21 protein-coding genes are annotated in these 25,701 nt (G+C 72.0%); 3 read left to right on the top strand and 18 right to left on the bottom strand.

The window, feature by feature from the left end:
- The first annotated feature begins 250 nt into the window (after nt 1–250).
- Nucleotides 251–691: a hypothetical protein gene (locus tag WMF31_RS13510; RefSeq protein ID WP_436602327.1), complete on the top strand. Its 441-nt coding sequence runs from the start codon at nt 251–253 to the stop codon at nt 689–691.
- A gap of 57 nt (nt 692–748) precedes the next feature.
- On the opposite strand, the gene WMF31_RS13505 is transcribed toward WMF31_RS13510, so the two are convergent.
- Both WMF31_RS13505 and WMF31_RS13500 read right to left on the bottom strand, forming a co-directional pair.
- Nucleotides 749–1,987 carry a GRAS family protein gene (locus WMF31_RS13505; RefSeq protein ID WP_436602326.1) on the bottom strand — a complete coding sequence of 413 codons (1,239 nt, stop codon included), beginning with the start codon at nt 1,985–1,987 and terminating at the stop codon, nt 749–751.
- A gap of 1,001 nt (nt 1,988–2,988) precedes the next feature.
- Nucleotides 2,989–4,377, bottom strand: a complete 1,389-nt coding sequence (locus tag WMF31_RS13500) for a sigma 54-interacting transcriptional regulator (RefSeq protein WP_436602325.1) — start codon at nt 4,375–4,377, stop codon at nt 2,989–2,991.
- 207 nt (nt 4,378–4,584) lie between these two features.
- Between WMF31_RS13500 and WMF31_RS13495 the strand changes: the two genes are divergently transcribed.
- A complete protein-coding gene (locus WMF31_RS13495; RefSeq protein ID WP_436602324.1) occupies nt 4,585–5,232 on the top strand; it encodes a hypothetical protein in 648 nt (215 codons plus the stop codon).
- Nucleotides 5,233–5,360: 128 nt separating this feature from the next.
- Here WMF31_RS13495 and WMF31_RS13490 read toward each other — a convergent pair whose 3' ends face one another.
- The 7 genes from WMF31_RS13490 to WMF31_RS13460 form a co-directional block, all read right to left on the bottom strand.
- A complete protein-coding gene (locus WMF31_RS13490; protein ID WP_436602323.1) occupies nt 5,361–6,758 on the bottom strand; it encodes a hypothetical protein in 1,398 nt (465 codons plus the stop codon).
- An 80-nt stretch (nt 6,759–6,838) separates the two neighbouring features.
- Nucleotides 6,839–9,790, bottom strand: a complete 2,952-nt coding sequence (locus WMF31_RS13485; RefSeq protein ID WP_436602322.1) for a carboxypeptidase regulatory-like domain-containing protein — start codon at nt 9,788–9,790, stop codon at nt 6,839–6,841.
- A gap of 101 nt (nt 9,791–9,891) precedes the next feature.
- Complete coding sequence (locus tag WMF31_RS13480; protein ID WP_436602321.1) at nt 9,892–10,329, bottom strand: ExbD/TolR family protein; 438 nt, start codon at nt 10,327–10,329, stop codon at nt 9,892–9,894.
- Between the two features lie 4 nt (nt 10,330–10,333).
- On the bottom strand, nt 10,334–10,792 hold the full coding sequence (locus tag WMF31_RS13475; protein WP_129349936.1) for an ExbD/TolR family protein: 459 nt from the start codon (nt 10,790–10,792) through the stop codon (nt 10,334–10,336).
- Entirely contained in the window at nt 10,746–11,453 is a 708-nt protein-coding gene (locus tag WMF31_RS13470; protein WP_436602320.1) for a MotA/TolQ/ExbB proton channel family protein, read from the bottom strand. Before WMF31_RS13470 ends, WMF31_RS13475 begins: the two co-directional genes overlap by 47 nt.
- Before the next feature lie 59 nt (nt 11,454–11,512).
- Complete coding sequence (locus WMF31_RS13465) at nt 11,513–12,298, bottom strand: energy transducer TonB (protein ID WP_436602319.1); 786 nt, start codon at nt 12,296–12,298, stop codon at nt 11,513–11,515.
- Nucleotides 12,299–12,471: 173 nt separating this feature from the next.
- Nucleotides 12,472–13,179 (bottom strand): response regulator, encoded by a 708-nt coding sequence (locus WMF31_RS13460; RefSeq protein ID WP_436602318.1) that lies wholly within the window; start codon nt 13,177–13,179, stop codon nt 12,472–12,474.
- Nucleotides 13,180–13,289: 110 nt separating this feature from the next.
- On the opposite strand from WMF31_RS13460, the gene WMF31_RS13455 reads away from it, so the two are divergent.
- Nucleotides 13,290–13,880: a serine O-acetyltransferase gene (locus WMF31_RS13455; protein WP_436602317.1), complete on the top strand. Its 591-nt coding sequence runs from the start codon at nt 13,290–13,292 to the stop codon at nt 13,878–13,880.
- Nucleotides 13,881–14,314: 434 nt separating this feature from the next.
- On the opposite strand, the gene WMF31_RS13450 is transcribed toward WMF31_RS13455, so the two are convergent.
- The 9 genes from WMF31_RS13450 to WMF31_RS13410 all read right to left on the bottom strand — a co-directional run bounded on the left by WMF31_RS13450 (nt 14,315) and on the right by WMF31_RS13410 (nt 25,617).
- Nucleotides 14,315–15,388 (bottom strand): PrsW family intramembrane metalloprotease, encoded by a 1,074-nt coding sequence (locus WMF31_RS13450; protein ID WP_436602316.1) that lies wholly within the window; start codon nt 15,386–15,388, stop codon nt 14,315–14,317.
- A 1,003-nt stretch (nt 15,389–16,391) separates the two neighbouring features.
- Complete coding sequence (locus WMF31_RS13445; protein WP_436602315.1) at nt 16,392–17,081, bottom strand: LolA family protein; 690 nt, start codon at nt 17,079–17,081, stop codon at nt 16,392–16,394.
- A 370-nt stretch (nt 17,082–17,451) separates the two neighbouring features.
- The gene (gene ruvC, locus WMF31_RS13440; RefSeq protein WP_436602314.1) at nt 17,452–17,991 is read right to left on the bottom strand and encodes a crossover junction endodeoxyribonuclease RuvC; all 540 of its coding nucleotides are present in this window, start codon (nt 17,989–17,991) and stop codon (nt 17,452–17,454) included.
- A 4-nt stretch (nt 17,992–17,995) separates the two neighbouring features.
- Entirely contained in the window at nt 17,996–19,504 is a 1,509-nt protein-coding gene (locus tag WMF31_RS13435; protein WP_436602313.1) for an FAD-binding oxidoreductase, read from the bottom strand.
- A gap of 116 nt (nt 19,505–19,620) precedes the next feature.
- Nucleotides 19,621–21,882, bottom strand: coding sequence for a hypothetical protein (locus WMF31_RS13430; RefSeq protein ID WP_436602312.1), 2,262 nt, complete (start codon nt 21,880–21,882; stop codon nt 19,621–19,623).
- Nucleotides 21,883–21,922: 40 nt separating this feature from the next.
- Nucleotides 21,923–22,120 carry a hypothetical protein gene (locus tag WMF31_RS13425; RefSeq protein ID WP_436602311.1) on the bottom strand — a complete coding sequence of 66 codons (198 nt, stop codon included), beginning with the start codon at nt 22,118–22,120 and terminating at the stop codon, nt 21,923–21,925.
- 312 nt (nt 22,121–22,432) lie between these two features.
- Nucleotides 22,433–22,933: a hypothetical protein gene (locus WMF31_RS13420; protein WP_436602310.1), complete on the bottom strand. Its 501-nt coding sequence runs from the start codon at nt 22,931–22,933 to the stop codon at nt 22,433–22,435.
- 1,248 nt (nt 22,934–24,181) lie between these two features.
- Entirely contained in the window at nt 24,182–24,637 is a 456-nt protein-coding gene (locus WMF31_RS13415; protein ID WP_436602309.1) for a MerR family transcriptional regulator, read from the bottom strand.
- Nucleotides 24,634–25,617: an aldo/keto reductase gene (locus tag WMF31_RS13410; protein WP_436606555.1), complete on the bottom strand. Its 984-nt coding sequence runs from the start codon at nt 25,615–25,617 to the stop codon at nt 24,634–24,636. Before WMF31_RS13410 ends, WMF31_RS13415 begins: the two co-directional genes overlap by 4 nt.
- Nucleotides 25,618–25,701 lie beyond the last annotated feature (84 nt).

Here is a 25,701-nt window from a genome sequence, read left to right as displayed (position 1 = left end):
CACACCACCCATCTCTCCAGAATTGTCGATTGTTCCTTGGATTCTGCGGGTGCCGCGTCCATGTGCCCGCTCGTCGCCCGGCCGGACACGCGTTCTCCGCGCGAGCCGCAGGCGGTTGCCGCGCCGGCTCTCCGGGCCGCGTGGCGGGCTGCGGGAGATGGCCCGAGCTCGCCACGTGAGAATTTCCGTCGGCTGGGTGGAATAGATCCTGGTAGGAGCCGCGTGGTGCGGCACGAAGCCAGGAGCAACGATGAGCACCAAGGACAGTCCGCATCACCACCCCGACCAGCGGAAAGAGGATCTGCGGGAAGGCCCGCAAGCGAGGGAGGCCTGGGAGCAGGAGAAGCTGCGCGAGCTCGGCATCGAGGTGACGGAAGCGGATGGGCCGATCCACTGTCCCGAGTGCCGCCGCGAGATGCTGGAGCGGCTCGCGAAGGCCCAGGCGCGCGGCTCGATGCTCTTCCAGATCGTCCGGCAGCAGGGCCTGAGTCCTCTGCCTCTCCACGGGATCCAGCCCGGGGCCGAGGGCCTTGTCGCCTCCGCGCCGGCGCTTCCAGCCCGGCCCCGCCTCGCCGGGCGGCTTAGCCCCCGCGCTCGGAGGGTCGTCCTCGTGGGCGCCGCGATCGTTGCCCTGACGCTCTGGGCAGCGCTCACTCACCTTCGCCCTGGGCTCACTCACCTTTCGCCCTGAGGCGAGCCGCCGCACATGGCGCCCGCCTCCTCCCCGGCCGGCCGGCGCGCCCGCCGATCAGGGAGCGCGCCGGAACAGACCGGAGAGGAAGCGCGACGGCGGCGGGACCTGCCGCGGCTGCCACGCCGACGTGGCCAGGAGGGATATCCCGTTGCGCATGAGCAGGAGCGCCGGCTCGTCCGCGCGGACGTCGAACCCCTGCTTGAGGCGGAGCGCCGCGCGGACGGGCGCCTCGTGGGGCGCGATCCGGAGCGGCTCGAAGCCGTTCATCCGGAGGCGGCGCTGCCAGGCGCCCCGGCGCTCGTGCCGCTCGACCCGCGCCGCCCCCTCCCCCACCACCACATTCATCACCTCCTGCCCGAAGAAGACCTGCTCGATCGTCTCGCGCGCGGCGATGTGGGGCGGGAGCAGCGCGTCCAGCGCCTGGAATACCGCATAGTAATGGCCTATCGCCTCGGACAGCCGCGGGAGGAACGGTTGCGCGTTGTGCTCCACGTCCGGCTCGACGAGCGTCAGCACCCGCGGCGATATCGCGCGAATCTGCGTGAGGATGGCGTCACGGTTCACGATCGGGTGCACGGACGCGTCCGGCACATGATGCAATGCAAAAGCCGCATTGACGGCGATGGGCGCCGTGGAGCGCGACGCGATGCGGCTCCAGTCCACGCGCTCCACCGCCGAGGCGATACCGTGGAACTCGAAGGGGACCCCGAGCCGCTCCGCCCAGCCCCCGATGTACGCGCCCGCCCACCGCAGCCGCTGCTCGGGATCGGGACCCCGACACGGCAGATCGATCCCGGTGAGGCGGACGCGCGGCGGGCCGCCGGGCCGCGACGCCAGCCGATGCAGCAAGAACGGCCACTGCGTGCCGCCGCCAACACCGATGTCGATGAGGTGGATCTCCTCCTCGCCCTGGAACGCCTCGAGGATGGCCGCGTTCGCGCTGAGGTACCCGAACCGGATGAGCGGCGTGGCGTGCACGAGCAGCTGAAAGGCCGCGAGCATGTCCCGCGGGCCGGCGCTGCGCAGGTACAGGTTGCCGTCGCCGGACCGATCTCCGTCCAGACGGGCGAGCAGCGCCCGGCCGAACACGCCGGAGATGCGCTCGGACGCATCCCCCGCCTCGGGCACGCCCTGGAGGATCCCCTCGATGAGGGCCCTCGCGCGCTCGCCCTGGCCCGCCTCGATCGCCTCGCCCGCCGCCAGCAGGCGGCTCAGGAACGGACGGCGCCGGGTGTGCGTCTGCTGGGTGCCCGAGCTCGGCTGCTGCCCCGGCCCGGTGCCGGCGGAGCTCACGGGCTCCTCTCGCTGCGCTCGTAGGCTGACAGGCGCCTCTTCGGCCGATGCGTGTCTGCGGGTCGCGTTCATGGTGTCCAGGGCTGTTCAACCAGGCAGCACGCCGTCCTGGCTGGGCTCTCTGCGATCAACCGACTTGAAGCTCGAACGCATGAAGTCGACCACCTCGCAGGAGCCGGGGGTTTCAATGTTCGCTGACGTGGCTGAGCGTGAGCCCAACGGAGAGCACGGCGCCTGCGCGGGGCGGCCGCGCGCCCGCCCTCGGCGCGAGGGCGCATGGGCTCACGCGAGGGCTCGACAGACAGCTCTCTGTTAATCGATGAAGCCGCCCGCTCGGTCAAGTCCAAGCTTGTCATTCTCGTCGCGCTCCCGCCCTCGTGCCGTCCGGACCTGTCTTTCCTGTGTTTGGCGGGAGACGTAAGCTCTCGTGGGTATCTGCCAGGGCGGCTGGGGCAGCCTCGGTTGAGGGGAGCCCCGACCCCGCCGCGGCGCGCCAGGAGCGCGCTCCACGCGGCGCGCGACCGCGCGGACGCGCCCTCCGGGGCGCGCGCGGCGCGCCGCACAGCACAGATCGCCGTGGGGCGCACACCGACCAGGCGCGCCGCGTGGGCCGGATTCGTTGAGCTCACCGTGGTCGTGGCAGCACCTCGCTCGGGACGGGGCTTGCACACGACATTACATCCCGCGAGCTCACGCCTGTAAAGCCCCTTTACCGAGCGCCCGGACGATCACGCCGCCGCTGTCTCGTCGGATGGAGGTAGTCCTGCGACAACCGAGCTCTGCTCGGCCCACCAGGAGGCCCGCGAGGGCCGCATCAACACCCATCGAGCGACAGCGCGCTTGCTGGAGGCGATGTGTGGAACGACCGCCCTCCGGCTCAGCGGACCGAGGCCCGGTGGAGGCCGTCCCGAGGCGCGGCGCGGCGGGCAATCGCGCTCCGGGGACGCGGAGCTGCCATTGACGCTCCTCTGTATCTGTGCATGCGACACCGGGCGATCGGCTCACTCGCTATCGGACAGATCGCCCCCGCCGGCGAAGTGAGCGCGATTCACATTGTTCTTCTCGAGCCAGCGCCGGACTCGATTCCGGTGCACGCCGAGCCGGGTGGCCGCGCGAGACACATTGCCTCGCTCGAGGCGGAGCGCCTCGGCGATCGGGTCCTCCGGCGGCGCGCTGCCGCCGCGCGCGGCCCGGAGGTGCGGGCTCGACGGCGGGCGCTGCGCCTCGCGCGCGTCCGGGGCCAGGCCGACGCCGGCGAGCGGGTCCAGGTCCTTGGCCTCGACGGTGCGCCGGCCCTCGTCGAGCGCGCGCGTCACGGCGCGCCGCGCCTCGCCGACGAACTCGCGCAGGTTCCCTGGCCAGCGGCGCAGCGCGCACGCGATGATCATCGAGTGGTGAATCGCCGGCGGCGCGCACCGCGTGGCCGCGCCGACCGCCCTGGCGCACTGGGCGAGCACCCAGGGGATCTCCTCCAGCCGCTCCCGGAGCGGCAGCAGCCGGACCTCGGGGCGGCCGATGCGGTAGTAGAGATCGTCCCGGAAGCGCCCCTGGGCGACGCGGGCGCGCAGGTCGTGCGTCGCGGCGCAGATGCGGATCTGCACCGGGCGGGGCGCGACCGCGCCGAGCTCGAGCACCTGCCGGGTGTCGATCGTGCGCAGGAGCTTCGCCTGCACCGCCGCGTCGAGCTCCGCCACCTCGTCGAGGAACAGCGTGCCCCCGTGGGCGGCCTGCACGTAGCCCTCGGTGTCGTGCGTCGCGCCGGAGTAGGCGCCGCGCCGCGCGCCGAAGAGGAGCCGCTCGGCCAGGCCCTCGGGGATGGCGGCGCAGTTGACGGCGACGAACGGGCCGCGCGCCTGCGGCCCCGCCTCGTGGTAGGCGCGCGCCGCCAGCTCCTTGCCCGTGCCGCTCTCGCCCGTCACGAGGAGGCTGTCGCCGGCGGCCGCCGCGCGGACGATGGTGTCGTAGGTCTGCTGCAGTCTCGGCCCGATGACCGTCTCCTTCTCGACGCGCACCCCGCCGCGCGAGAAGCTCCGGATGTCCGGGAGCGCGAGGAACACCGAGGTCCCTGCCCCGACGACCTGGATCGCTTCCCGCCGGACCTCGCTCCGGATGAGCTCGCCGTTGACCGACGTCCCGTTGGTGCTGCCGAGATCCTCCACGGTCCAGGCGCCCCCGTCGTAGGCAATCCGGGCGTGCCGCCGCGACATGAGCGAGTCGTCCATCAGCGGCACCCCGGCGACGCCCCCGCGGCCCAGCACCACGGAGCCGCGATCCAGGGGGATGGGCGCGCAGCGCGGCTGATCCCCCGAGAAGATCAGGACGATGCCGGGAACCGCCGCGTCGACCGACGGTTCAGCGGGGACCGAGACGCGGACGGTGGAGTGGTCCATCGGGGGGCATCTTACCCGTTCAAGAGCCTGGCCGGCCAGTGGCCGGCCAAGCCGGCGGCCGCCCCCTGGTCCCCTGGGCAGAACTCCCGTCAAACCCGGGTCGCCCCGATCGCCAGGTTCGGCACGGGTCGTGCCTGTTCGCCCGGCATGGTGGCCTCGGCACGACTTCGCAGCTTCAGGGATCTGGGGTCCACCCCGGAGGAGAGCATGGGTTCCGGCCGCAACATCGACGAGGTGGGCCGCCGCTCACCGCGGCGTCTGCACACATCCTGCGCCCTGTCGAGCTTCCCCACGCTCCCCGGCCTCCAGAGCATCACGGGGCTGCGCGGCGCGCTCGAGTTCCTGGAGTGGCCTGCGCCCGAGTGGACGCTGAAGGACCTCCAGGACTGGTTCACCGAGCATCTCGTGGCGCCCGGCCTGATGAAGCGCCCCCAGATCGTGCGCGAGCCGGGCGCGACGCCCGTCATGCTCGACCCGCGCGCCGACGCGGGCAGCCACCTCGAAGACCTGATCCACAAGGCCCGCGGGCGCGTCATCACGGCCCTCCGGGGGCTCATCGCTCCCGTCGCCGACGATCGATTCCTGAACGCGGCCATCTACGGGGGCAGGGTCCGCCGGGCCGCCGTGGGAGGTCGCCCCGTCTGGGTGGCCTCGCCGCGCGAGATCGACTTCCTCGGCGACATTGTGCTCAGCTTGCTCGCTGCCGACATCCTGCTCGATCGTGAGTTCTATCGTGCACACCTCTGCATCTGCGAGGTGTGCGGGAGGGTGTCATTCAAGGACAGCCCGGACGCGCGGGGCGTATGTGGTGAGCACCGGAGCAGCGTGTCCGGGTTCACGCCGCGCGTGCGTTGAGCGCCCACGGCACAGCAGCACCGCTCCAGACGACGGAGGCCGGCGGACCAGCCGGCCTTCGCCGTTTCTCCTGCGACGGATCCGGTCCGCCCTGCGCGCGTCGCGCCGACGCCGTGTGGACGGCGCGCTCAGTTCGCGTCGAACGAGACCCAGGCGCCGGTCGCCCAGGTGTCATCCGCCTTGAAGGCGCCGATGTAGCTCGCCCCCGTGTCGAAGAAGCCGTCATCGGGCGGCGTGGCCGCGTTCTCGGTGAGCGTGGCCGCCGGCCGGAAGTCCGGCGTGGCCGCGAAGCAGTCGGCGATCTTCGGATCCACGGCGCTGTTGGACGCCTCGCCCTCGAACCACGCGATCTCGTCGAGGCCGCCGTCGTCGTCGTCGTCGAGCTTCGATTCGGTCGCCTCGTCGGCGTCGGTCTCCTCGTAGGCGATGTTCGCCTCGACGTTGCCGAAGAAGATGGAGCTCGCGATCTCCACCTCGGTCTCGGCGTTCCGGATATCCACGCCCGCCTCGAAGCCGGTCACGATGGTGTTGAAGATATGGGCCTTCGTCGACTTGCGGAGCAGCATGCCGTACTGCTGCTTGTCGACGTCCTTGTTCTTGCCGCACAAGGTCGCGTTGTAGATCGTCGGCTCGCTCGTCGGCTCGTTCAGCGACCCGTCGTCGTCGTTGTCGCCCTCGAAGCCGTTCGTGTCGTCGGCGACCGTCGGGTCCTGCTGGACCACGACGAACTGGAGCTTGCCCTTGTAGCCGAGGTCCCAGTCGATGCCGTCGTCGCCGTTCTGCGCGCAGATGAGGTGCTTCGCGTTGACGGTGCCGCCGAAGAACTCGAAGCAGTCGTCGAGCGTGTGGTGCACCATCACGTGATCGACCTTCGTCCCGGAGCCCACACCGGCGAACGTGAGGCCGTTCACCTCGTTGTCCTGGGAGAGCAGGATCCCCGTGTACTCGATGCGCACGTACTCGAGGACGCCGCTATTGTCCTCCGGCTTGTCGCCGCCGTACTCGGTGCCTTCGCCGGTGATGCCCTCGACGCTGGCCTTGCCGCCCTCCACGTTGATGGGAGCCTCGCCGAGCAGGATGACGCCGCCCCAGTCGCCCGCGGCGCGATCGCCCTCCTCGCCCTGGCTGGTGAAGACGATGGGCTCTTCGGCGGTGCCCCTGGCGTCGATCTTGGCGCCGGGCTTCACGACCAGCGTCGCGAGGCTCACCTTCTCGCCCATGATCTTCGTGCCGGGCTCGATGGTCAGCGTGGCGCCGCGCTCGACGAAGACGATGCCCTTCATGAGGTAGCAGTTGTCGGCGGTCCACGTCGTGTCGGCCGAGATCGCCTCGGCGACCTCCACCGGGGTGGCGCAGTCGGCGCCGCCGACGCTGTCACCACCGCCTGTGCCACCGCCGCCCGTGCCGCTCGTGGTCGAGGTGCTGGTCGTCGTCGAGGAGCCCGAGTCATCGTCGCCGCCGCAAGCGACGAGCCCCGCGATGCAGAGCACCGAGGCGCAGGCCAGGGCAATTCCAGATGTACGCATGTTATTTTACCTCCTGGCCCAACATGGCGCCTGTGGGAAAAATCGGGACGAGCGCCGCGTGACGATTCAATGGCACACGCTCAGTAGGTGAACGACGCGCCGAGCGCCACCGTCGTACCGATCCTGTATCGACTGGCGATGTTGTCCCCGGTGGCCTCCTCCCCCTTCGTGACGACGATCGGCGCGTCGATGAGGTTCTCGCCGGTGAGCTTCAGCTCGACGCGCTCGCCGATGCGCTGCGCGACGGTCAGGTCGATCTGGTGCCGCGGCTGCTCGTACTCGTCCGGCATGTTGCTCCCCACCCTCTTGAGCCGGGTGCCGAACACGTTGTAGAGGAGCCGGGCGCTCGTGCCGGTCGCCTCGGCGCCATAGTCGAGCCCGAGGTTCAGGATGAAGGGGGATTGTCCCTGGAGCGGGTGCCTCGTGCTGCTCTGGATCGTGAGCCCTCCCGCGCTGATCTGAGGATCGATCGTCACCTCCGAGCTCGCGAAGGTGATGTTGCCGAGCGCGGTGACGTCCCTGAGGAGCGGGGCGATGAAGCCGAGGCTCTTCCGGAGCTCGAGCTCGACGCCGGCGACATGGCCGGTATCTCCGTTCACGTAGGTGAGCCTGTCCCTGCCGCCGTTCGGGATGATGACCTCCTCGATCGGGTCCTGGAAGTGCTTGTAAAAGATGCTTATCGCGGCCACCTCGCCGGCCGTCGGGAAGATCTCGAAGCGGACATCGCCGTTCACGATGCTCGTCCGCCGGAGCTCAGGATTGCCTTGCACTTCCATCCCGCTGTAGCCCTCCTGGTACAAAAACGGGCTGAGCTCACGGAGCTGAGGCCGCGCCAGCGTCCTGGTCACGCCGAGCCTCAGGTTCGAGATGGAGCTCGTCTTGACGATGACGTTGGCCGCGGGGAGGAGATCGATCTTGTCGCTGTCGGCGCGGATCTCGGGGCTGGCCGTGGAGTACCTGTCGAACGCCCGGAGCGACAGCGTGGAGGCCTCGATCCGGGCGCCGAGCACCGCGCGGATCCGCCGCGTGAGGGCCGTGTCGGTCATCACGTAACCCGCATAGAGATCGCTGCTCGCCGTGTAGGAGTCGGTCTCGCGCGTGATCTCCTCCAGCTCGAGCGCGGCGCCGATGTTCTCGTCCGAGAACAGCTGGCCCGGGTCCTGGCGCAGGAGCGTCGGGTCCGAGCCCGGGCGCTGCTTGAAGCGGAACCGGCGCGCGTTGAACTCGCGATCTCGAACGTTGATCAGGCCGCCGACCTTCAGCCGGGTCGGGGTGTCGCCGCGGAGGAGCGGCTGGACATAGGAGATCTGCCCGCCATAGCTCGTGTCCGACATGTCGCTGAAGAAATGCGCGCCGCTCAGCGTGCCCTCGTCCCACGAGTAGGCTCCGCTCGTATCGTCTCGGATGTAGACGACCTCCCTGGTGTCGGGCTCCTCCGACGTCGCGGCGGAGAGCGACGCCTTCCAGTCGAGCGTCCCGCCGCCCAGCGCCTCGAACCGGTGCTCCCCCTGGAGCTGACCCAGGGTGAGCGCGCGGGAGGTGAACCGAAGCTGCGTGTCGCGGAACACGCTGTCGCCATCGCGCGGGTCGCCGTTCGCCACGCTGGCCGCGTCGTCCGATGAGCGGCTGTGGAGCCCGGTGAGCGTCACTTTGTGGTTCTGCCCCGGGTTGTACGTGACGCTGGCGAAGCTCCCCCACGACACCTGATCGCGGATGGTTCCGGTCTCGACGTCGCCGACCTGCTCGATGCCGTCGCCCTGAGGGGTAGGTCTCCAGCGGTTGATGAGCTCATCGGCGCGCGCCGAGAACTTCCGGCCGTAGCTCAGCGTGGCGACGTAACCGAGGCGCTGCTCGCCGCCGAGCTTCAGGGTGTCGCCGACGACCACGCTGCCGCTCCCGTTCGGCGGGGTGAACGACCGCTTCGTCGTCATGGGCGAGTTGATCGCCCTCCCGTAGGCCGTCATCTCGTCCCTCGTGATGGTGCCGCCGCCCGGCTTCGGGACGAGGCGCACCACCTTGTAGTCCGGGATCTCGTCCGGCACCGCGCGGGTGCCGTCGTCGATCCCGAGCCAGTCGGTGCTCGATCCGGGGTAGGTCAGGCGATCTCGGAACGTCGCCTGGCTGTTCAGCCCGAGCGACAGCGAGGCCTGGAAGAGGAACCTGGTCGGGAGCTCGCGCGTGTTGATCTGGACCGAGCCGCCCGCGAAGTCGCCGGGGATGTCGGGCGTGAACGTCTTGACGACGGTGATGTCGCTGAGGACCAGCGACGGGAACAGGTCGAGCGGGACGGCCTGCCGGTCGGGCTCGGGGCTCGGGAGCGGGGCGCCGTTCAGGAGCGCGTTCGTGTAGCGCTCGCCGAGCCCACGCACGTAAACGTACCTGCCGTCGACCACCGTCGCGCCGACGATGCGCTTCGCGGCCTCGGCGGCGTTGCGGTCGGGGGTCTTCGCGATCTCCTTCGCGCCGACGGCGTCGCCCACGTGGGCCGCGTTCTTCCGGAGGAGGAGCTGCGCCGCGACGCTCGCCCGCTCCGGCTCGAACTCCACCTCGATGACCTCCTCGGCCTGCTGATCGGGCTCGAGGCCGACGTCGACCTGCACCACCTGCCCGGCGGTCACCTGGACGTCCTGCACGCGCTGGGGCTTGTAGGCCTCGTACCAGACCCGCAGCTGATAGCTCCCCGGGGGGAGCTCCAGGCGATACCGCCCGTCGAGGTCCGCGATGGCCTTGAGCTTCGTCCCGACGACCGACACCTGCGCGTCGAGGACAGGCTCGCTGGAGGAGGTGTCCCTGACGACGCCCCACACCGCGCCCTTGCCGGCGGGCGGCGGGCGCGACGGGCTCGGCTCGTCGAGCGCCGCGAGGTCCGCCGCGACGCTGTCCGCCGCGGCGGCGCCGGCTCCGGGCGCGGGGCCCGGGGCCGGCGGCGGCGCCGCCGCGGCGCCGGGGTCGCCCTGGGCGAGGGCCGTGGCCCCCCAGCAAAGCGGCGTCACCGATGCTGCGACTACCCCCCAGATCCTTCTTCGAATCATGCACCTGTCCCTTCACGCGCCCCGAGCGCGGGCGCGCACACCGATGTCCGGGCGCGACGGCGCCCGCCAATGCGTTGATGGTGAGGAAGCGCCGCCCGGGCTCAGCGCGCCGGCTTCTCGGTCAGGACGGCGATCGTCCTGGCCCCGCCCATGCGCGCGGCGTCCATGGCCTCGACCGCGACCGCGTAGGCGGCCGCGTCGTCGGCGTCGAAGTAGAGCACGTCGTCCGAGCGCGCCGCGAAGATGCGGGCGAGCCGCTCCTTCAGCTCGGCGCGCGGCACCTCGGTCTGGTTGATGCGAAGGACGCCGCGCTCGTCCACCGTGAGCACCACGGGCCTGTCCGCGTCGTCCGGGGCCCGCTCGACCTTCACCGGATCTTCCTTCTTCGGCAGGTTCAGCCAGAACTGCTTGGCGAGCAGCGGCGTCACCACCATGAAGATGATGAGGAGCACGAGCACCACGTCGACCAGCGGCGTCACGTTCATGCTCGGCGTCACGCCAGCGGGCCGCCCGCCGCCCTGCGGAGCGCTCATTCCCATGGCGTCACCCCTCCCCCGGCGCCTCGGGGGCCCCGCCGCCCCGCTGGCTCACCTGAAGCGAGATCCCGGCGAAGCCGACCTCCTGGCAGAGCGCGAACGCCTCCCGCACGCGGCCGTAGTTCACCGACGAGTCGCCCTTGATGACCACCCGGCGCTCCGGCTCGCGCTCGCGGATGGCCCGGAGCCTCGCGCCGAGCGCCGGGAGGTCGGCCATGGCCTCCTTCTCCAGGAACACGTTGCCCGCGCCGGTGATCGTCACGTGGATCGGGTCGAGCTTCGCCTTCGACCGCGCGTCCGGCTGGAACACCGCCGGGAGCTCCACCCGCTCGCCGTGCTCCATCTGCGGCGCGATCACCATGAAGATGATGAGGAGCACGAGCACCACGTCGACCAGCGGCGTGACGTTGATGTCCGGCTCAGGCGGCCTTCGGCTCGATCCCTTGCTCTCCGCTCGGACGCCCATGCTCGTTCTCCATCTCGTCGATGAGCTCACCCGCGCTGCGCTCCAGCGCGAGCTCCACCGCGGCGATGCGGGTGGTGAGGTAGTTGAAGCAAAGCACCGCCGGGATCGCGACCCCGAGCCCGAGGGCGGTGACGATGAGCGCCTCGGCGATACCGCCGCTCACGGCGCCGAGGCCGCCCGAGCCGGTCGAGGCGATGGTCTGGAAGGCGGTGATGATGCCGATGACCGTGCCGAGCAGCCCGACGAAGGGCGCCACCGAGCCGACCGTGGCGAGGACCGAGAGGCCGCGGCGCAGGTCGGCGGAGATCGCCTCGCGGCGCCGCGACACCTCGCGGCGCGCGAGCTCCACCGCGGGGACGCCGCCCTCGCCGGCGTCGGCCGCGCGCCGGAAGCGGCGAACCGCCGCGGCGACGAGGCGGGCGAGCGCCGAGCGGTCGTACCGCTCGGCGATGTCCATGAGCCGCGCGGTGTCCCACGCTTCCATGACCGGCCTGGCCTCCCGGGCGAAGCTCCGCGTCTCGGACGCCTGGCGCGCGAGGGCGATGAGCCGCTCCACCACGACCGCGACGCTCGCCAGGGCCATGAGCACGAGGGCGAACGCGACGAGCTTGCTGAGGAGCCCCATGCTCGCCCAGATGTGCTCGAGATCGAACTGCATCATCGTCATACACTCCTTGGTTCTTCTCGCCGGAGACCGCGGCCGCGGCCGCTCGATCGACGCTATCTCCGGGCCCTGAACGGGATCTTGACGGTCTTGTAGACCGACACCGGCCTCCCCGCGTGGATCGCCGGCCGGTAACGCCACGTCCTCACCGTCGCGAGGACCGCGGCGTTGAAGAGCGGGTGGCCGCGAACGAGGGTGACGTTCGTGACCTCGCCCGTCTCGGTCACCACGAACCGGACCACCACGGTGGCCTCGATCCCCGCGCTCCGGGCCGCGTCGGGGATGGGCGGAAGCGCGTTGGAGAGCGCGACCGGCGGCGTCGCGTTCTCGGGGAGGTGAATCGGCCCCCGCGGCGGCGGCGGGGGGGGCGGCGGCGGCGGAGGCGGCGGAGGCGCGGCGGCCACGACGGCCGTTCCCGTGCCGCCGGGGACGCCGCCGGGCACGCCGCCCGGCGCGCCGCCGGGCTCGCCGTAGATGTCGTCGTCGGCGCTCGCCGGGGCCTCGCCTGGATCGGCCTCGGCGGGCGCCTCGCTCGGCACCGCGGCCGGCGCGACGAGCGCGGGGCGCCGGGGCGTCGGGGCGCGGGGCGCCAGCGCTTCCGCCGGCGGGGGCGGGGGCGCCGGCGCGGCGGCGGGGGGCGGCGCCTCGGGGACCCGGGCGGCGAGCCTGACCGCGACGACCTCCTCTTCCTCGGGGAGTTGCGGCGGCTCGATGGATCCGCTCAGGCGGGCGGCGAGGAGCGCGATGGCCGCGAACAGCAAGAGGCCCGTCGCGTACCCGATCGCGAGCCGCCTCGCCCGGTCAGGGTCGGCCTCGCCCGCATTCCACGTCTCCAGGTGCATGAAGGTTCTCGACGCAAGAGCAAGAGATCAAGGATCCACCGGACACCACGCGAAGACAGGCAGGTTCGAGCGGACTGGCCACATCCTCTGAGCGGCCGTTCCAGTGTGGTCTCTGCGTGTTGCGACAGGATGACGGCGGAGCAACGTTTCCCGCCGGCGCCCCGGCGCGGCGCTCACGCGCTCCGGCTCTCCGGCACGTCGGGGGACGCGGCGAAACGGTAGCCGATGCCGCGGACGGTCTGGATGTAGTCGCCCGCGTGGCGCAGCTTGTCGCGCAGGCGCTTGACGTGGGTGTCCACGGTCCTCGTCGTGATGCTCACGTCGATGCCCCAGACCCCGTCGAGCAGCGCGGAGCGCGTCTGCACGCGCTCGCGCGCCTCGTACAGCGCGACCAGCAGCTTGAACTCGAGGAGCGTCAGGTCGACCTCCTCGCGCTCGACCCACACGCGGTGAGCGCCCTCGTCGATCCGGAGGCACCCGAACTCGATGCATCGCTCCCCGACCGACGCGGACTGGACGCGGCGGAGCACCGCCTGCACCCGCAGCATGAGCTCCCGCACGCTGAACGGCTTGACCACGTAGTCGACGGCGCCGAGCTCGAAGCCGACGATGCGGTCGACCTCGTCGCCGCGCGCCGAGACGATCATGACCGGGATGCGCTGGGTGCCCTCGTTCTGCTGGAGGGCGCGGCACACCTCGGTCCCCGAGATGTCGGGCAGCATGAGGTCGAGCAGCACGAGATCGGGCCGCTGCTCCTGGACCAGCCGGATCGCGTCGCTCCCCTGCCCCGCGAGGACCACCTCATGCCCGGCTTGCCTGAGGTTGTAATCGAGCACCTTCTGGAGCGCCGGCTCGTCTTCGATGACCAAAATCCGCGCCATGGTGAAGAGCGCGTGTACCCGAGCGATGTGACGGCCCGATGACCGGATGGCAACAGGGCCGTGCGGCGAATGATCGCGCGGGCGGGCCGAGATGCGCTATCCTTCCCGGGATGCTGCGGACCTTGCGACTCATCGCGGCCGATGTGCGCCAGAAGGCGACCTGGTGCTACGGCAGCGCTCCACTGCCGACGATCCTGAAGACGCTGGCGACCGACGGCACGGCGGCGATGGTCCTCTACCGGCTCACGCAGGCGGCGCGGGCTCACCGGATGCCGGTGGTGGAGATGGTCCTCAACAAGACGACGAACCTCGTCGGCGGCTGCGTCATCGGGCGCGGCGCGGACTTCGGGCCGGGCTTCGTCCTCATCCACTCGAACGGCGTCGTCATCAACGGCAACGTCCGCGGCGGCTCGAACGTGCTCATCGAGCACCAGGTCACGATCGGCGCCGATCGCCGGCAGACGCCGGTGCTCGGGAGCGACCTCTTCATCGGCGCCGGGGCGAAGATCATCGGCGCGGTCACGGTCGGTGATGGCGCCAGGATCGGCGCCAACGCGGTCGTCGTGAAGGACGTGGCGCCGAACACGACGGTCGTCGGGATCCCCGCGCGGCCCGTGCAGCGGCGTGAGGACCGGGGGAACGAGGGCGCCGCGTCGCGGGCGGACGGGGGCGCGGACGCGGCGAGCTTGCCGCGGGGCTGATCGGCCCGGAGGTCTTGCCGGGCTGCCCGGCCCAGGGAGAGGGTGTTCGCCGCGCGGGGTGGGGGCCCCGCCGAACTCGCCTGAGACCTCACTCCTCCGGCAGAGCCGGAGGAGTGAGGTCTATTGGGCTCAGACACGGCCCGTCCCCCACCCCGCGCGGCGAACACCCTCTCCCTGGTCCTACGGGATCGGTGCAAAACCAGGGACGAGCCTGACCTGGGACGAGCGCCGCCCAGCGGCTCCCCCTCTCCCTGGTCCTACGGGATCGATGCAGAGCGAGGGACGAGCCTGCTCTGGGACGCGCGCCGAGCGGCGGTCGCCCGCACAGGAGACGGGCCCGGATCGGCGTTTTCTGCGCGCAAGCGCACTCAAGTGCGCTGAGCACCGAAAACGTCGAGATGGGCCCGTCTCCGAAGCGGGCGACCGCCGCTCGCTCAGCGGGGGGAGCGGGCGATGAGCGCTTGCCGGAGCTGCGCGATCTCCTGGCGGAGCGGCGCGATGAAATCGGCGCTCAGGGTGCGGTTATTCCCCCTCATCGCGCGCGCGGTGTGCCACTTGCTGAGCGCCAGCCGCGCGCCGGCGCGGATGAAGCTCCGGCCGGTCGCGCCGCGCCAGCCCAGGGTGCAACGGAGCCGGCCGATCGGCGAGCACACGAGCTCGAGCTCGTCCTGGGTGAGCATGCCGAGCGCCACCTCGTCGCGCAGATGATCCCGGATCACCCACCCCTTGCGGATGACCAGCGCCACGATGATCCCGAAGAACGCCGCCACGAAGCACAGCCACAGGAGGAGCCACGGAATGAAGACCTCCCCCATCGCGCGCCCGAGCGCGGTCGGGAGGAAATTCCACACGGCGTGGAGCGCGACGCCGAGCAGGTAGCCGCCGATCGGGGCCGCGATGCGCACCCACGTCCTCGACGACTCCCGGGCTAGCCCGAAGCCGATGCCCGTCATCGACGTGAACAGCGGGTGGAGCCACGGCGTGAAGACGCCCCGCAGGACGAACGTGCCGGCGAGCACGTCGCCGCCCTGCATCGCGGCGCGCGCGTAATACAGGACGTTCTCCACCGCGGCGAAGCCGAGCGCGCAGAAGGTGGCGTAGATGATGCCATCGACGATGCCGTCGAACTCCCGGCGCAGGAAGTAGAAGAAGCCGAACACGCCGAGCCCCTTCCAGAGCTCCTCCGCGAACGGCGCGCTGATCGACGCGCTGACGAGCTCGCCCATCGGCGCGCCGAAGCTCGCCGCGACGCCGACGTGAACGACGGTGTTGATCACGATCGAGAAGCCGGTCGCCGCGAGCGCCCCCCACAGGAACGCCATCAGCAGACACCACCACGGCTCCGGATCGAACCTGTCGATGATCGTCGGGACGAAGAGATAGATGGCGAGCGGCGGGAACGCGAAGAGCGCCCCCACGACCATCGCGCTCAGCATGTCCCCCTCGGCGCCGAGCACGCCGAGGAGGGCGAAGACCACGTTGAGCACCGCGCCCGCGAGGATGCCCATGGCCCACAGCCAGAGGCCGGCGAGGCGCCGGCGTCGGTCCGGATCGGGCTTCCGGACAGCCGCCGGATAACCCGGGAGCGGATGCGCATGCCCAGGTTGCGGCAGCGGGGTGAGATGCGGCGCGAGCACGGGGCGCAGAGGAGGGCCGGGCGGCACGGGAGCGCCGCGCTGCGGCTGGCCGCCGTACGCGGGCATCGGCGCGCCGCCCAGCGACCCGTACCCCTGCGGCGGGTGCCCTTGCGGCGGGATGCCCTGCGGCGGATGCCCCTGCGGCCCTGCCCAGTGCGGCGGATGCCCCTGCGGCGGTTGCCCCTGCAGGCCCGCCCAGTGCGGCGGGGGCCCCTGCGGCTGCGGCGGATGCCCCTGCGGCCCCGCCCAGTGCGGCGGGGGCCCCTGCGGCGGGACGCCTTGCGGCACCGGCCCGCGGTCCGCCGGCCAGTGCGGCGGCGGGCCCGAGGGGGCGGGCCAAGCGCCCTGCGCCGGAGCCCCCACGGGGACCTGCCCGCCGCCATGCGCGTGCTCCCCCGGGCGCTCCGCCGGCCGTGGTAGCTGCGGTGTGCCGGGGGAGGCAGGGCGATGCCCGCGAGGATGGTTCATGGCTCGAGCGCCCTCGCGAGGTCCCCGTGACGGCCGCTGTCCTTGCGACCGAGGCGACCGTCCACCCCACCCGTGGCGCCGGCGGAGCCGACGACGATCGGCGGGAGACAACGGCATGCGCGGAGCTGTCGTTCAAACCCGTCGGCTCGTGGCATTTCAACTTTTCTAACACGCGGCGACGCGCAGGGCATACCTCCCCGGGGCCACCTCGCGGGGCGCGCAAGCGTGGGCGCCAGCCGCATGATCACCGAGGTCGGCGCCTGGCCGCGGTCCGGACCTGGGCCAGGCCGCGCGCCGACTCCGGCGCCATGCCGCGATCCGGAGCCGTGACCGGGGTCGGCCACGGCGCCGACTGGCGGACGCCATCAGGGCGCCCGGGGGACAGGGGTGGGGAGGTGAGACGACGTCAGGGGCGGACGACGCGCGTGCCGGGAGGCGGCGCGAACTCGAACTCGGCCTTCGGGACAGGCTGGTTCACGACCGGCGCCGAGAAATCGAACCGGTTCCGGTTGCCCTGCGCGTCGAGGATCAGCACGCGACGGACCTGGTTGGTCCGCCCGTCGACGTAGAGGAGCATCTTCTGATAGGCCGGGGTCGCCTCCTTCGGCGTCCCCTCGAGGACATAGCCGCCCTCGAACTTCATCTGCGCGGCGTCGAGCAGGCGGAGCGAGAAATCCTTCGTGAGCTGCCCCTTGCCCATCAGGAACGAGAGCGCCGCCGGGTACTGCGACCCCTTCACCGGCGTCTCGAACATCTGCTCGTTCTCCTTCTCGTAGACCTTGATCGTGACGCCGTCGGAGACGACGCGGTTCCCGTTCGGCGCGTCGTAGGTCCAGCTCATCTTGCCAGGCTTCTCGAAGATCACCTTGCCGGTGGAGACCTTCTTCACGTCCTGGACCTTGATCGTGTACGTCTGCTTGAAGGTCGCCTTGAAGGTCCTGGTGGAGTCGTAGAACTGCTGGACGCGCCTGCCGAGCTCCTCGGCGGTGGGGCCCGCGGCCTGGGACTCGCCCGCGGTCGCGACCACGACCGTGAGGGGCGCCGTCAGCCCGATGAGGCACGCGGCAGCGAGGCGGTAAAGTGAGGTTCGCGTCATCCTTCCCGATCTCCTTTGATGTCCACAGGCGCCTGGCCTGGGCTCCTCGTGAGCCAGGGGCGCCGGCGTTCGCTCGCCGGCTCCCCTCTCGGCCGCCGCCCTCGCAGGAGGCCGGGGCGCGCCGCTCTGTTTTCGATTTGGACGCGGCGCGAGCGCGACCGATGCAGCCCTCCATAGCACACGGGTCGTGCGCCCGGACCGCCCACGCCGCCGGGCGGGCCCGGCGGCAGGTCGGACCCACGTTGCCGGACCCACGTTGAGCCGTTGCCGGACCCACGTTGAGCCGAGGCGGCCCGCCGCCGCCGGGGTTGACCCGGCGCGTCCCAGGTTGAGCCGAGGCAGCCCGCCGCCGCCGGGGTTGACCCCACGTTCAGCCGAGGCGTACCCGCCGCTGCCGGGATCGGCGCGGCGCGGGCGCGCCCGACGCCGCCAGGGCCGCCGCGAAGCTCGCGGCGCTGAGGTGCGTCATGGCGATGGCCAGCGCGTCGGCCGCGTCCGGCCGCGGGGGCGCGGCGAGCCGCAGGACCGCGGTCATCACCTGGGCCACCTGCGCCTTCTCGGCCGCGCCCCGGCCCACGATGGTCCGCTTGACCAGGGCCGGCGGGTACTCCGCGACCGGCAGGCCGGCCCGCGCCAGCCGGAGCAGCACCACGCCGCGCGCGTGGCCGAGCTTCGCCGCGCTCTGCGCGTCCTTCGCGAAGAACAGGCTCTCCACCGCCGCCGCGTCGGGCGCGTGCGACGCGATCACGCGCTCGAGCGCGTCGTCGATCTCCACGAGCCGGTCGGCGAACGTCCCGCTCGTGTCGACGTCGATGACGCCGTGCGCGACGTGCTCGATGCGCGTGCCCTGCCGCGCGAGCAGCCCCCAGCCGAGGTGGCGCGACCCGGGATCGATGCCGAGGACCCGCATCCGCTCAGCACGCCCCGTGCGACGGGGCCACGGCGTGGGTCGGGAAGCCGGGCGGCCGGGGGATCGGCTCGCCGTGCTCGCCGCGCTCGACCGCCTCGAGCGCGCGCCGCGGGAAGATCTTGTGCGGGTTGAGCAGGCCCTTCGGGTCGAACACCGCCTTGATCCGGCGCTCCAGCGCGATGAGCTCCGGCGACTGCTCGAGCGCGAGGAACTCGGCCTTCGACGTGCCGATGCCGTGCTCGCCGCTCAGCGTGCCGCGCATGCCGATCACCGCGCGGAACAGGCGCGACAGCGCCGCCTCCACCTGGGGGACGAGCTCCGGATCGCTCCAGAGCAGGTTGACGTGGAGGTTGCCGTCGCCGGCGTGGCCGTAGGTCAGCATGCGGACGCCGGTCGCCGCCGAGATCTCCGCGACCTCGTCGAGCAGCGCCGGGATCTTGTCGCGCGGGACCACGACGTCCTCGGAGATCTTGAAGCGCGCCATGGCGCGCGTCGTGGGCGAGAGCTGCCGCCGCGCCTCCCAGAGCCGGTCGCGCTGCGCCTCGTCCTGCGCGACGAGCACGTCGAGGGCGCCGGCGTCCATGCAGACCTCCCCCACCCGCTCGGCCTGGACCTCGCAGTCCGCGGGCTCGCCGTCGACCTCGATGATCAGCATCGCGCCCGCGCGCTCGTCGACCCCGACGCCGCGCGCCCGCACCGCGTCGAGCGTCGGGCGGTCGAGCAGCTCCAGGCAGCGCGGCACCACGCCGGCCGCGACCAGGGCGCTCACGGCGCGGCCGCTCGCGCGCACGTCGGGGAACAGGCAGAGCAGGGTCATGACCGACGGGGGCTTCGCGATGAGCCGCAGCGTCGCCTCGGTCGTGATCGCCAGCGTGCCCTCGCTGCCGACCAGCAGCGCCGTGACGTCGTAGCCGGTCACGCCCTTCACCGTGCGCCGGCCGGCGCGCAGGCGCGTCCCGTCGACCAGGATCGCCTCCAGGCCGAGCACGTACTCCCGCGTGACGCCGTACTTGAAGGCCCGCGGACCGGCGGCGTTCTCGGCGATGTTGCCGCCGAGCGCGCACATCTTGAGCGAGTTCGGGTCGGGCGGGTAGAAGAGCCCCTCGGCCTCCACGGCCGCGTGCAGGTCGGCGAGGATCACACCCGGCTCGACGACCGCGACCTGCTCCTCGCGGCTGATCTCCTTGATGGAATTCATGCCGATCGTGGCGATGACGATCCCGCCCGCGACCGGCACGGCGCCGCCCGACTTGCCGCTGCCGGCGGCGCGCGGCACGACCGGCACCTCCGCCTCGCTCGCCGCCCGCACCGCCTTCTCGATGTCGGCCGCCGACGACGCGAGCACCACCGCGTCCGGGGTCACCGGCGGCTGATCCGACTCGTCCCCCGCGTAGGCGGCGCACCCGTCGGCCTCGGTGATGACCTTCGACGGGCCGAGCGCGCGCTCGAGGAGCCGGCGCGCCTTGTCGATGGCCAGCGCCGACGGGCGGGGAAACGTGGGGTGAAGTCGCATCGGCCCTATTTACCGCGGATCGGGCGGCGATGCTGCGGGATCCGCGCGGGCGGGCTGGGGCGCGGGGGCGCGCCGAGCCATCGAGCAGGCGCGGGGTCGCGCGCGGCGCCGCGCCGTCAGAGCAGGTCCAGGAAGGCGAGGAGCGCCTCGATCTCGCCGGGATCCAGCGCGGCGAGGCCCGCGCCCGCGGGCGCGCCGTCGTGGAAGAAGGCGCCCTCCGCGGCGGCGGCGCCGGCAGGGGCGGGCCGCGCGTCGAACCGCGCCCGCTCGAGGACCTCGCGCAGCGTCTTCGCCGAGCCGTTCGTGAAGTACGGCCTCTTCTTGTAGAGCCGCCGGAGCGACGGCACCCGCGCCCCGTCCTCGTGCACGTACGGCACGACGCCGGTCTTCTCGTAGCCGGCCCTCCCCCACACGATCGCCCCCTCCGGCGCGAGCACGAGCGCCTCCCAGCGCTCGAACGGCACCGCCGACCCGGGGTCGTCGCTCTTTAGCACGGGCGCGTGGCAGCGCGCGCAGCGATCGTGGAACACCCGGGCGCCGGCGCGCTCCAGCGCGGTGAAGCGCGCGCGGCCCTGGGCGGCAGGGTTCCTGCGGTGCGAGAACGCCATGAGGAAGCTCATGAGCGCGCGGCGGAGCGCCTCCGGGCGCAGCTCGGCGCGCCCTTCGCCGGTGACGCCGAGCTCCGCGAGCCACGGCGCGTCCCCGGGCGACAGCGAGAACCACGGGTCGTGGCCGCTCCGCGCGCCGGCGACGCGGAACTCGTTGTCCGCGACCGCGGTGAGATCGGGATCGAGGGCGCGGGAGAAGTGGGGGCGGTTGTTGAACAGGCCGAGCAGCGGCTTGGTCGTGGCGCGCACGTCGCCCCGGCCCGTGTGGTGGGTGCGGCCGTCGACGTAGCCCTCGAAGTGGCACGTCTCGCACGTGAACCGGCTGAGCGGCCCGTCGGTCCTGTTCCACGGCGCCATGAGCGACGTGAAGAACAGCGCCTCGCCGAGGCGGACCTCGGCGGAGCGGCCGTCCTCGCCGTCGTCACGGACCGGGCGCTTCGCGACCGCACCGCCGTCGCCGCCCGCGTCGAGCAGCCACGCGTCGAGCAACGGGTTCGCGTAGGCGAGGGCGCCGCCGCCGAGCGGGGCCATGGCGGCGACGCCGGGCGCGAGCGGGCGCGTGGTCACCTCCGGCGAGGCCGAGAGGCCGGCCTCCGTCGCGCGAAAGACGAGCTCGGCGCGGCGGTCGCCGCCGTAGCCGGTCGCGATCACGCGCGCGCCGGCCGAGCCGGGGAGCGCAGAGAGCGCGATCGCCTTCGGGGTGAGGACGCCGTGCTCGGAGACGTTCACGGCCGCGAGCCGCGTCACCTCGGGCCGGGCCCCCGCGGTGACGCGGTAGAGGAAGACGAAGGAGTCGATATAACCGAACGAGCCGCCGGTCCGATCGAGCGGGTGATCCTCGACGCCGCCCGCGGCGAGCAGGAGCCCTCCTCCGAGCCCGTCGCCACCGGGCCGGTCGCCTCCGGGCCGGTCGCCTCCGGGCCCGCCGAGCTCGAGCGCGTCGAAGCTCCAGATCGGGCCGTCATGGCGGATCCGCGCCGCGCCGTCCGGGAGCGGGTGGCCGTCGGCGCCGACTGGGAGCACGACGAGCGTGTGGTCGAGGAGGCAGTTCACGAGGAGGTGGCGGCCGAGGCGCACGACGCGGATCGGGCCGGCGCCGATCGGCAGCTCCGCGCGCTCCACCGGGAGGCGTCCATCCGCGCCGGCGGGGCCGGGGCGCAGCGTGAGGAGCGCCCCGGCGCGCTCGTCGAGCGCGTAGAGGACGCCCTCGGGGCCGGCGGCGAGATCGCGGACGCCGTGGAGGCCCGCGAGCTCGATGCGGCCGGCGGGCTCGAGCGCCGCGCCGCGGAGCGCATAGCGGAAGAGGACCGGCGACGCCTCGCCGCTCGCGTAGACGTCGCCGGAGGCCGTGACCGCGACCCCCGTCGGCGAGGCGGGCGCGGGGGCGCGGGAGAGCTCGCGCAGCGAGGCGTCGAGCAGGACGAGCGCGTCGCGGCCGCGGAGCGGCGAGAGCAGCGCGGGGGCGGCGGGCGCGGCGGGCGCCTCGGGCGCGGTCGGGCGGCCCGCGGGCGCCACCGGCTGGAGCGCGATCGGATCAGGTCCGAGCAACCGATCGGAGCTGGGCAGGCGCGCGAAATCGGTGGCCGCGCGGCGGGTCGCCTCGAACCGCCGCAGCGGCGTGAGCGGATCGGGATCGCCGCCGCCGCCGGGAGCCGGCGACCCGGAATCGGGATCGCCGCCGCCGCCGGGAGCCGGCGACCCGGAGCGGGCGTCGCAGGCCGCGGCGGCGAGGGCGATGGACAGCGCGAGCGCGAGGTGCTTCGCGTTCATGCCTCGAGCAGGCGGGGCGGCGGGCAGCGCCGCGCGAGGATCACCAGCCGCCCGTGCTGGCGGGCTTCGCGGTCTCGGCGGCCGCCGGCTTCGCGGGCTCGGCCTTGGACGCGGGCTGCGCCGCCTCCGCCGTGGCGGCGGCCTTGGTGGGATCGGGCTTCGGCTGCTCGGGCTTGCTCTCGCAACCGAAGGCACACACGGCGCCGAGCGCCACAAGCACGGTCAAGAATGTCTTCATGGGGCTCCTCCTCGATGAGCGGGCACAGCGAAGCACATCCGTCCGGGCCCCGGAAGAGCATCGTTCCGTCCGCAGGGAGCACAGACGGCACGCGGGTTGCTCGTGAGGCAGCCGGGGGTCAGCGGAGCGGGCGCCGGGCGTCGTTCAGGCGAGATGCGCTGCGGGAGCCGGGCGCTGTTCAGGCGAGATGGCGTGCTCCGAGCAGAGGCAGCCGCCCCTGAGGCGGCGCCTCGATATCGAGTGAGAGGAAGCGGAGAGCGCTGCGCTGGGAGGAGCCCGAGGGGCTCTTCCCAGCGCAGGCCCTGCGTCCTTTCACTTGCCGAACCAGTCGATGAATTGCTGGCCGAGCTCGCGGCGGCCCTTGTCGTTGGCGTGGCAACCGTCGCTGTTCTCGTCCGCTGCCAGCGGGCCCAGGCTACCAGGGTAGATGACGTTCAGGCTCGGGTCCGCAGCGGCTTCCTTGGCGATGCGGTCCGTCTTGTCCGGACCGCCGTTCCCCGCGAGGAAGCAGCTGTTCGGGTCGTCGTAGAGGGGCTGGCCGGTGATGTAGATGGTGGCGTTGGGGGCGCGCGAGCGCACGTTGGCGATGATCTGCTTGGCCTCGTCCAAAGTGACCATGTTGGAGAAGATGCACAGCATCACCCAGACGGCTTCCGGTTCGCCGTACTGGCTCATCGCGTTCTCGAACGCACGCCACACGCCGTCGCTGTTGTTGGCCCAGTTCTGGACGACCTGCCCGTTGTACTGGCCGATGGGCGGCCACAGCCGTTCTCCGTCGAGCATCTGGTAGCCCTCGGCCACGTTCACCGACATCGAGCAGCCGAGGTAACCGAGCGTACGCGCGCCTCCAGTGGACGGCATGAAACCGCCCGCGCCGTCGGTGCCCCCGGTGCCCGGGGCTCCGCCCGTGCCGACGGCTCCGCCCGTGCCTCCGCCCGTGCCGGGGGCTCCGCCCGTGCCGGGGGCTCCCCCCGTACCGGGGGCTCCGCCCGTGCCGGGGGCTCCACCGCTCGTGGTTCCTCCCGAGCTCGCTTCGCCGGCGCCATTTCCTCCAGCGCCGGCACCTTCAGCCGGGGAGCCACCGGTACCAGGATCCGTACCCCCGGTCTCGACTCCGGCGCCTCCCGACCCCGAGCCACCGCCCGGATCGTCCTCTGAACCGCAGGCTCCGAGGCAGAGCATGGTGATCCCCAGAGCGCAGCGTGCAACCCATCTGCAGGAAGGAATAAGAGAGTTCATCTTTGGCACTTTCGTGTGAAAGGGGCAGCCGTTGGTCAGGACCGCGCGAGGCTCTCAGCTCCGCCATCGGTCACCCCCGTTCTACTGCCGGTGCAAACCGTGGGTAGCCGGTGAGATCGTCGCTGCCCCCCACGGACAAATTTGTCATCCCCCCTCAGCGGACGAATCAGCGCGTGTTTCCCCGGCATGTCACGAGGAACGCGCCGCTGGCCGCCGCTGGCGGAGGGCGAGCGGGGGGCCAGAACGCCGATCACGTTGAAGTTCCGCAGCGATCAGCCGATGGGAGAGAAGACCGCGAGGGCGCATCTCTCAGACTGACGATGGCTCCCTGGTGATGATTGCCGCCCCCCGGGCATTCGTGTTAACCGTCAACCAAGCTCGTCCGGTCGCGCTCGAGGCCCGAAGCCCGAACCGCCGCCCCCTCAGCGGTCACCGACGTGAACGTGGGCGTGGACGTCTGAGCGTCCATGACATCTCGCCTAACCTTGCGAAATCCCTCACATTTGCCCTGGGGAGCAAAGTCCTATCATTTCGAGGACTTGAGCGAGATGTGACGGATAATGAGACGTCCACGTCCACGCTCCGCGATGGATCCGCCGAGGGCCATAACCTTTTGAATTTGTACGAGCTTCATCCCGTTCGGCGATGTAGCAGTGCTCGTCAGGGGTCCGGTGTCAGCTGGGGAGATTTGCGCGGCGTGGAGGCAAGGGATTGCTGTTCTGAACGGGCGAGAACACCGCAATTGCGCAAGCGCAAAGGGAGCACATCACGAGGGATGACCCGACAAGGAGGCACGCAAGGCCGCCCCGGAGCGCGCTCCGCTCACCCGCGCTTGCGCGCCCCGCGCTCGAGCTCCTGGTACATACGCACCTTCTTCTCGATGATCTCGAGGTGCGCCTCCTGCTCCGCGAGCTTCGCCGCCACCTCGTCGCGGTGCGCCTCGAGCAGCGCGCGCCGCTCGGAGATCGTGTCGTCCCCTCTCCGCACGAGCGCCGCATAGGCGAGCATGCGCCGGATCGGCATCCCCGTCGCGTGCAGCTTGCGCAGGAACTCGACCCACCGCACGTCGTCCGGGCCGTAGCGACGGTGACCGCTCCGCGCCCGCGACACCGGCCGGATGAGCCCGATGCGCTCGTAGTAGCGGAGCGTGTGCGCGCTCGTCCCGGTCGCGGCGGCGACCGCCGCGATCGTCAATGCCGCGGCCGCCTCGGGGCCCGGCCCGGAGGCGCGCGGCAAGCGCGGCGCGCCCCCGAGCGGCGAGCGTGCCGCGGCCCTCACCGGTTCACGAGCCCCATGACGGCCTCCGGATAGCGCAGGCCGGCGGCCGCGCCCTTCGGCATCACCGCGTCGAGCCGCGCGAGATCGCCCGCGGAGAGCGCGATCGCCTCCGCGGCGACGTTCTCCTCGAGGTAGCTCCGGCGCTTGGTGCCGGGGATCGGGACGATGAAATCCCCCTGCGCGAGCACCCACGCGAGCGCGAGCTGCGACGCCTTCACGCCCCTCTCCCGCGCGAGCTCCTCCACCTTCGCGACCCGATCGAGGTTCTTCTGGAAATTCTCGCCCTGGAAGCGCGGCGACGTGCGGCGGTAGTCGTCCGGCGCGAGATCCTCGAAGCGCTTGATCTGGCCCGTGAGGAAGCCGCGGCCGAGCGGGCTGTAGGCGAGGAAGCCGACGCCGAGCTCGCGGCAGGTGGCCAGCACCTCGTCCTCCGGATCGCGCGTCCAGAGCGAGTACTCGGTCTGCACCGACGCGAGCGGGTGCACGGCGTGGGCGCGCCGGAGCGTCGCCGCGCTCGCCTCCGAGAGGCCGATCGCCCGCACCTTGCCGGCCTTCACGAGATCCGCCATGGCGCCGACGCTCTCCTCGATGGGCGTCTTCGGGTCGACGCGGTGGAGCTGGTAGAGGTCGATGACGTCGACGCGGAGCCGCCCGAGGCTCGCGTCACAGGCGGCGCGGATGTACTCCGGAGCGCCGTTGATGCCGCGGATCGCGCGATCGTTCGGATCGCGGACGATGCCGCACTTGGTCGCGAGGACGACGCGATCGCGGCGGCCCTCGATGGCGCGGCCGACGAGCTCCTCGTTCGTGAACGGACCGTACATGTCCGCCGTGTCGAGCAGCGTGACGCCGAGCTCGAGGGCGCGGTGGATGGTGGCGATCGACTCGGCCTCGTCGCGGGGGCCGTAGAAGTCGCTCATGCCCATGCAGCCGAGACCGATGGCAGAGACCTTCAGGGGACCGAGCGTGCGCGTGTGCATGGTGGGCTCCTCCTCGCCGCGGAGATCGCCCGCGGCGACGCTGTTGACGAACGCCACCGTAGGAGTTCGAGCGCGCTCGAAGTC

It is taken from the genome of Sorangium sp. So ce1036 (assembly GCF_051369805.1).
Taxonomy (GTDB): domain Bacteria; phylum Myxococcota_A; class Polyangia; order Polyangiales; family Polyangiaceae; genus Sorangium; species Sorangium cellulosum_F.
This window is presented reverse-complemented; position numbering and strand designations above follow the sequence as displayed.

Coding starts and splice junctions, on each gene's coding strand:
- WMF31_RS13480 (WP_436602321.1), bottom strand. CDS start 10,329: ATGGGAATGAGCGCTCCGCAGGGCGGCGGGCGGCCCGCTGGCGTGACG.
- WMF31_RS13460 (WP_436602318.1), bottom strand. CDS start 13,179: ATGGCGCGGATTTTGGTCATCGAAGACGAGCCGGCGCTCCAGAAGGTG.
- WMF31_RS13470 (WP_436602320.1), bottom strand. CDS start 11,453: ATGATGCAGTTCGATCTCGAGCACATCTGGGCGAGCATGGGGCTCCTC.
- WMF31_RS13450 (WP_436602316.1), bottom strand. CDS start 15,388: ATGGGCATCCTCGCGGGCGCGGTGCTCAACGTGGTCTTCGCCCTCCTC.
- WMF31_RS13510 (WP_436602327.1), top strand. CDS start 251: ATGAGCACCAAGGACAGTCCGCATCACCACCCCGACCAGCGGAAAGAG.
- WMF31_RS13430 (WP_436602312.1), bottom strand. CDS start 21,882: ATGAACGCGAAGCACCTCGCGCTCGCGCTGTCCATCGCCCTCGCCGCC.
- WMF31_RS13485 (WP_436602322.1), bottom strand. CDS start 9,790: ATGATTCGAAGAAGGATCTGGGGGGTAGTCGCAGCATCGGTGACGCCG.
- WMF31_RS13465 (WP_436602319.1), bottom strand. CDS start 12,298: ATGCACCTGGAGACGTGGAATGCGGGCGAGGCCGACCCTGACCGGGCG.
- ruvC (WP_436602314.1), bottom strand. CDS start 17,991: ATGCGGGTCCTCGGCATCGATCCCGGGTCGCGCCACCTCGGCTGGGGG.
- WMF31_RS13420 (WP_436602310.1), bottom strand. CDS start 22,933: ATGTCGGTGAACGTGGCCGAGGGCTACCAGATGCTCGACGGAGAACGG.
- WMF31_RS13445 (WP_436602315.1), bottom strand. CDS start 17,081: ATGACGCGAACCTCACTTTACCGCCTCGCTGCCGCGTGCCTCATCGGG.
- WMF31_RS13410 (WP_436606555.1), bottom strand. CDS start 25,617: ATGCACACGCGCACGCTCGGTCCCCTGAAGGTCTCTGCCATCGGTCTC.
- WMF31_RS13425 (WP_436602311.1), bottom strand. CDS start 22,120: ATGAAGACATTCTTGACCGTGCTTGTGGCGCTCGGCGCCGTGTGTGCC.
- WMF31_RS13495 (WP_436602324.1), top strand. CDS start 4,585: ATGGGTTCCGGCCGCAACATCGACGAGGTGGGCCGCCGCTCACCGCGG.
- WMF31_RS13435 (WP_436602313.1), bottom strand. CDS start 19,504: ATGCGACTTCACCCCACGTTTCCCCGCCCGTCGGCGCTGGCCATCGAC.
- WMF31_RS13455 (WP_436602317.1), top strand. CDS start 13,290: ATGCTGCGGACCTTGCGACTCATCGCGGCCGATGTGCGCCAGAAGGCG.
- WMF31_RS13500 (WP_436602325.1), bottom strand. CDS start 4,377: ATGGACCACTCCACCGTCCGCGTCTCGGTCCCCGCTGAACCGTCGGTC.
- WMF31_RS13475 (WP_129349936.1), bottom strand. CDS start 10,792: ATGGGCGTCCGAGCGGAGAGCAAGGGATCGAGCCGAAGGCCGCCTGAG.
- WMF31_RS13490 (WP_436602323.1), bottom strand. CDS start 6,758: ATGCGTACATCTGGAATTGCCCTGGCCTGCGCCTCGGTGCTCTGCATC.